The sequence below is a fragment of the Oerskovia sp. NPDC056781 genome, assembly GCF_042789955.1.
Lineage (GTDB): Bacteria > Actinomycetota > Actinomycetes > Actinomycetales > Cellulomonadaceae > Oerskovia > Oerskovia rustica.
Genome location: NZ_JBHUAD010000274.1, coordinates 1 through 4,720, shown reverse-complemented (window position 1 = coordinate 4,720; position 4,720 = coordinate 1). Strand labels below are relative to the sequence as shown.

The window sequence follows — 4,720 nt, the reverse complement described above, 5'->3', positions numbered from 1 at the left end:
CCTCCGGGAGGTCTACCTCGCGCCCACGGGTCTACCTCGGCCCGGTGGGGGTCGTCAGGACGCGCGCGCGACGAACCGCTTCACGACCCGCTTGGCCTCGCGGCCCGCGAACCGGCGCGCGAACACGCTCGCCGCGGCCGCCGCTGCGGCGAACGTCACGGCGCTGATGATGCCGACCTCCGGGTCGTCCAGGTCCTTGGGCGCGTCGTGCCCCGTCGCCTTGGCCCACGCGTAGCTCACGGCCTTCTGCGCGATCCAGCCCGCGGCCAGCGTCAGCGCGACGGTCGTGACCTTCTCGGCGAGGGTCTGCTCGTTCTCGGCCATGTGTGTTCCTCCGGTGAGGGTGGGGCGGGCGGGGTGGGACCGCCGTCGTACCCGCAGGCCCGACGGCGAGGCTCACGTCCCACCGTAGCCGTCCCCGGGGCGGGGCACGTGCCGGGCGACGTCACACGCCGGAGCCCTGCCCGCGCCGTCGGGCCGCGGTGTAAAGTCGCAGGTGAACGACAGGGGAGCGCCGACCGCCCGGGAGACACCGGGCAACGGGCGCTGAGAGTGCGGACCACCGCAGACCCTCGAACCTGATCCGGTTAGCACCGGTGGAGGAAGTCGGGCTTCTCTAGCCTCGCTCACGGGACCTCCCGTGCGCGAGGTCCCCCTCCTGTGACGTCCAAGGAGGACACGTGAACACCATCAGTACCCGCCGCAGCACCCCCCGCAGGCTCGGCCTGGGGCTCGTCGGCGGGATCGGCGCGCTGGCCCTCGCGGCATGCGCAGGCACCACGGACGCGGGATCGGGCGAGAGCGGGTCGAGCGCCGCGAGCAGCACCGTCACCCTCGTCACGCACGACTCGTTCAACGTCAGCGAGGACGTCCTCGCCGCGTTCGAGAAGGAGTCCGGGCTGACCGTCAAGCAGGTCGCCCCCGGCGACGGCGGTGCGCTCGTCAACCAGCTCGTCCTCACCAAGGACTCGCCGCTGGGCGACGTCGTGTTCGGCATCGACAACTCGTTCGCGACGCGCGCGATCGACGAGGGCGTGCTCGAGCCCTACACGCCCGAGGGCCTGGCCGACTCGGCCGCGCAGTACGCGATCGGCGACGGCGCGCTCACCCCCGTGGACCTGGGCGACGTGTGCGTCAACGTCGACCACACCTGGTTCGCCGACAAGGGGCTCGCCGAGCCCGTGACCCTCGACGACCTCACCAAGCCCGAGTACGAGGACCTGCTCGTCGTCACCAACCCCGCGACGTCGTCGCCCGGGCTGTCGTTCCTGCTCGCGACCGTCGGTGCCTACGGCGAGGACGGCTGGGAAGGCTACTGGGCCCGGCTGAAGGACAACGGCGTCAAGGTCGTCGACGGCTGGTCCGACGCCTACTCGGTCGACTTCTCCGGCTCCGAGGGCAAGGGCCCGCGGCCCCTCGCGCTGTCCTACTCCACGTCCCCGGCGTTCACCGTGTCCGAGGACGGCACCTCGACCAGCACGGGGGCGCTGCTCGACACCTGCTTCCGCCAGGTCGAGTACGCGGGCGTGCTCGCCGGTGCCGAGAACCCCGAGGGTGCCAAGAAGCTCGTCGACTTCCTCGTGAGCGACGCGTTCCAGGCCGACATCGCGGACAACATGTACATGTACCCCGCGAACGCGGACGTCGCGCTGCCCGAGGGCTGGGCCCAGTTCGCGCCGCTGTCCCCGAAGCCGTTCGAGGTCGCACCCGCCGACATCACGGCGCACCGCGACGAGTGGATCAAGGCGTGGACGTCGACGGTGATCGGCTGAGCACGATGCCCGTGAGCCGCGGCGTGCCCGCGGCCGTGCAGCGCGGCGGGCGGGTCCTCCTCTGGGGGCTCGCCGCCGGGCTGCCGCTGCTGTTCCTCGGGGTGTTCTTCGCGTGGCCCGTCGTGACGCTGGTCGCACGCGGGTTCGTGACCCAGGACGCCTCGGGTGCCTCGCTGGACCTCTCCGGCTTCGCCGAGGTGTTCTCCGAGCCGCGGACCTGGCGCATCATCGGGCTCACGCTGTGGCAGGGCGTCCTCGGGACCGTGGTCTCGGTGCTGCTCGGCGTGCCCGGCGCGTACGTGCTGTACCGGTGCCGGTTCCGGGGTCGAGCGTTCCTGCGGGCCTTCGTGACCGTGCCGTTCGTGCTGCCGACCGTCGTGGTCGGCGTCGCGTTCCGGTCGCTGCTCGTCGAGGGCGGGCTGCTCGGGTTCCTGCGGCTCGACGGCACGTTCGGGGCGATCGTCCTGGCGCTCGTGTTCTTCAACTACTCCGTCGTGGTCCGCACGGTCGGCGGGCTGTGGGAGCACCTCGACCCGCGCGCGGAGGAGGCGGCCCGTGCGCTCGGCGCCTCGCCGTGGCGTGCGTTCCGCTCGGTGACGCTGCCCTCGCTGGCCCCGGCCATCGCGTCCGCGGCGTCGATCGTGTTCCTGTTCTGCGCCACGGCGTTCGGGGTCGTGCTCGTCCTGGGTGGCATCCAGTACGGGACCATCGAGACCGAGATCTGGATCCAGACCACCCAGTTCCTCGACCTGCGCACGGCAGCCGTGCTGTCCGTGGTGCAGCTCGTGGTCGTCGTGGTCGCGCTGAGCGTCGCGAACCGGACCCGCTCCCGGCGCGAGCGCGCGCTCAACCTGTCCGCCGCGACGTCCGCCGCCCGGCCGTTGCGCCTGCGGGCCGACGCCGTCCCGCTCGCGGTGACCGCCGTCGTCGTGCTGGGTCTGATCGCGCTGCCGCTCGTCAACCTGCTCGTCCGGTCCTTCCAGACCCCCGCCGGGTGGAGCCTCGCGAACTACGCGAACCTCGGCACGACCGGCGGGCGCAACGCCCTGACCGTGACCGTGTGGGAGGCGACCGCGAACTCGTTGCGGACCGCGGCGCTCGCGACGCTCGTCGCGGTCGTGATCGGGGGGCTCGTCGCGCTCGTCGTCTCGCGGCGTCCCCGGTCCCGCACGGGGCGGCGCGCGATCAGCGCGCTCGACTCGGTCTTCATGCTCCCGCTCGGCGTCTCGGCCGTGACGGTCGGGTTCGGCTTCCTCATCACGCTCGACGAGCCGCTCGGCCTCGACGTGGACCTGCGGACCTCGGGGCTGCTCGTCCCGATCGCCCAGGCCGTCGTCGCGATCCCGCTCGTCGTGCGGACCGTGCTGCCCGTGCTGCGCGCGATCGACCCGCGCCTGCGCGAGGCCGCCGCGACCCTCGGGGCGTCGCCCGCGCGCGTGTTCGCCGCGGTCGACGGGCCCATCGCGGCCCGGTCGCTGGGCCTCGCGATCGGGTTCGCGTTCGCGGTCTCGCTCGGGGAGTTCGGGGCGACGTCGTTCCTGGCCCGCCCCGACACCGCGACCCTCCCTGTCGTGATCTTCCGGCTCATCGGACGGCCCGGCGCAGAGAACTACGGCATGGCGCTCGCCGCGAGCGTCGTCCTCGCGGTGCTCACCGCGACGGTCATGATGGTGGCGGAGCGCCTGCGCGGCGACCGCTCGGCAGGAGAGTTCTGATGGACGGAGCCCAGGTGGTGGAGCGAACGACCGGTGGTCCCACGGCGTCGCGTGACCCTCACGACGCGTCGGCCGGCCGGGGGCTCGCGGTGCGCGACGTCGTCGTGCGCTATGCGGACCCCGCGTCCGGCAAGGGTCCCGGCACGACGGCGGTGCGCGGCGTGAGCCTCGACCTCGCCCCGGGGGAGGTGCTCGCGCTGCTCGGCCCGAGCGGGTGCGGCAAGTCGAGCCTGCTGCGCGCGGTGGCGGGGCTCGAGCCCGTGGCCGCCGGGTCCGTGTCCTGGGACGGGCGTGACCTCGCGGGGGTGCCCGTGCACCGGCGCGGGTTCGGCCTCATGTTCCAGGAGGGGCAGCTCTTCCCGCACCGCGACGTCGCGGGGAACGTGGAGTTCGGGCTGCGCATGGCGGGCGTGAAGCGACCGGCCGCGGCGGGACGGGTGGCCGAGCTGCTCGACCTCGTGGGACTCGCGGGGTACGCGCGGCGACCCGTCGCGACGCTCAGCGGCGGCGAGCGCCAGCGCGTCGCGCTCGCCCGCGCGCTCGCCCCCGAGCCGCAGCTCCTGCTGCTCGACGAGCCGCTGTCCGCGCTCGACCGTGGGCTGCGGGACCGGCTCGCGGGCGACCTGCGCGCCGCGCTCGTCGCGACCGGGACCACGGCCCTGTTCGTCACCCACGACCACGACGAGGCCTTCACCGTGGCCGACCGCGTGGCCGTCATGGACGCGGGCCGGCTCCTCCAGGTCGCCGCGCCGGAGGACCTGTGGCGGGCCCCCGCGTCGCGGCGGGTCGCGGAGTTCCTGGGGTACCAGGCGTTCGTGCCGGCGGCGGCGGGCGGCTCGGCGGACGAGGGCACGCTGCTGGCGGTCGGGCCGACGGGGCTCGTGCTCGCTGCCTCCTCTCCCGCCGGTGTGCCAGAACGCGCGAGGGGTGGGGACATCGTCGGTTCTGACCGCTCGGCGGGGTGGACCGGCACGGTCGTGCGCAGCACCTTCCGCCGCGGGCGCACCGAGGTCACGGTCGACGTCGACCTGGGATCGGGCCTGCAGCGCGTCGTCGCGCTCGGCTCGGCGCCGGGCGGTGCGACACCCACGCCCGACGGCGTCACGCACCACCCGCTCGCGCCCGCACCGGGGGAGGAGGTCCTGGTCGTGCTCGACCGTGCGGGCTGCGCGGTGGTACCGGGCTGAGCCCGGGCGCCGTGCCCACCGAGAGGTGACCGGCGGACCCATGATC

At 74.0% G+C, this 4,720-nt stretch carries 4 protein-coding genes and 1 riboswitch; of the genes, 3 read left to right on the top strand and 1 reads right to left on the bottom strand.

The genetic code is table 11. The annotated features are described in order from the left end of the window. Positions 1 to 54: 54 nt before the first annotated feature. Positions 55 to 324 carry a DUF4235 domain-containing protein gene (locus ACFRCR_RS16970; RefSeq protein WP_138822447.1) on the bottom strand — a complete coding sequence of 90 codons (270 nt, stop codon included), beginning with the start codon at positions 322 to 324 and terminating at the stop codon, positions 55 to 57. 171 nt (positions 325 to 495) lie between these two features. Next, positions 496 to 622: riboswitch (TPP riboswitch) on the top strand. 58 nt (positions 623 to 680) lie between these two features. Here ACFRCR_RS16970 and ACFRCR_RS16965 point away from each other — a divergent pair. From ACFRCR_RS16965 to ACFRCR_RS16955, 3 genes are read left to right on the top strand one after another with little or no spacing between them, the layout of a single operon-like run. After that, positions 681 to 1,772 (top strand): thiamine ABC transporter substrate binding subunit, encoded by a 1,092-nt coding sequence (locus ACFRCR_RS16965; protein ID WP_377679161.1) that lies wholly within the window; start codon positions 681 to 683, stop codon positions 1,770 to 1,772. Positions 1,773 to 1,777: 5 nt separating this feature from the next. Further along, complete coding sequence (locus ACFRCR_RS16960; protein WP_377679163.1) at positions 1,778 to 3,487, top strand: ABC transporter permease; 1,710 nt, start codon at positions 1,778 to 1,780, stop codon at positions 3,485 to 3,487. Continuing rightward, a complete protein-coding gene (locus tag ACFRCR_RS16955) occupies positions 3,487 to 4,674 on the top strand; it encodes an ABC transporter ATP-binding protein (RefSeq protein ID WP_377679159.1) in 1,188 nt (395 codons plus the stop codon). The genes ACFRCR_RS16960 and ACFRCR_RS16955 overlap by 1 nt, the downstream gene beginning before the upstream one ends. The last annotated feature ends 46 nt before the right edge of the window (positions 4,675 to 4,720 follow it).